1 protein-coding gene is annotated in these 922 nt (G+C 74.3%); it reads right to left on the reverse strand.

The annotated features are described in order from the left end of the window. Nucleotides 1–265: 265 nt before the first annotated feature. Nucleotides 266–691, reverse strand: a complete 426-nt coding sequence (locus ACFVUS_RS43785; RefSeq protein ID WP_143196244.1) for a hypothetical protein — start codon at nt 689–691, stop codon at nt 266–268. Between the last annotated feature and the right edge of the window lie 231 nt (nt 692–922).

Consider the following 922-nt stretch of genomic DNA (forward strand, 5'->3'; position numbering starts at 1 on the left):
CCCACCAGGGACACCGGGGACACCGTGACGCTGCACCAGCGGGCGCACGACCTCGCCGCCCGCGCGCTGCTCGTCGCCGCGTCCCGCGCGGACACCACCGCCGCGATCCTCGCCGCCGAGCGGATGGACGCGCACGCCGCCGCCCTCGACTCCGTCGGGATGGCCGGCGCCCACTGACGGCCCCGGTCCGGTGCCGCGGAGGCTCCGGACCGGGTGCCACGTCCTGCTGCGGGGCTGACCGGGCCCGGGGCGAGCCCCGCGCCCCTCAGCCGGTGCCCGGGACGGGCTCGTCTTCGGTTCGGGTGGACTGGGCGACCCCGCACCAGGGGATGGTTGCCGGGGGCCAGACGGGGCCGATGGCTTCGGCTCGTTCCGGGGTGGCGGGGGTGACGCCCGGGATCTTGACCAGGGCCTGTGCCGAGCGGACTCCCGGTCCCGGGTCCGCCCGGTCCCGGAACTCGACCGTGACGACGTACGACCCCTGGCCCGTGGCCTCGACCCCGGCCACCACGCGGCGGCTCGCCGGATCGATTCGGCATCCGGTGACCCGTACCGAGCCCGCCGCCGTCGCGGGCGCCTGTGGTGCCGGCTCGCCGCTGGCCCACACGTACAGCCCCAGCGGGGCGAACACCAGCAGTCCGGCCAGAACCAGCAGCCCGACCAGCCACCCCTGCCACTTCAACGCACTCACGCCCATGGCGTCGATCCTCCCGGCCCCCCGCCCCGCCCACCAGCACCCACGGACTCACACAGCATTTCGAAGGTGCCGGAAACGCCTGACGGCGGGCCTCCGCGAAGCAGAGACCCGCCGTCAGAAGACGCACACGGCCTACCTGTCAGGAGAGCGGACAACACTCCTGGCAGATATGACTTTTGGGCCGGTGCTGCGGTGGGAACCGCTTGGTCGGGGGCTCCCACATTC

It is taken from the genome of Nocardia sp. NPDC058058, assembly GCF_042885355.1.
Lineage (GTDB): Bacteria > Actinomycetota > Actinomycetes > Mycobacteriales > Mycobacteriaceae > Nocardia.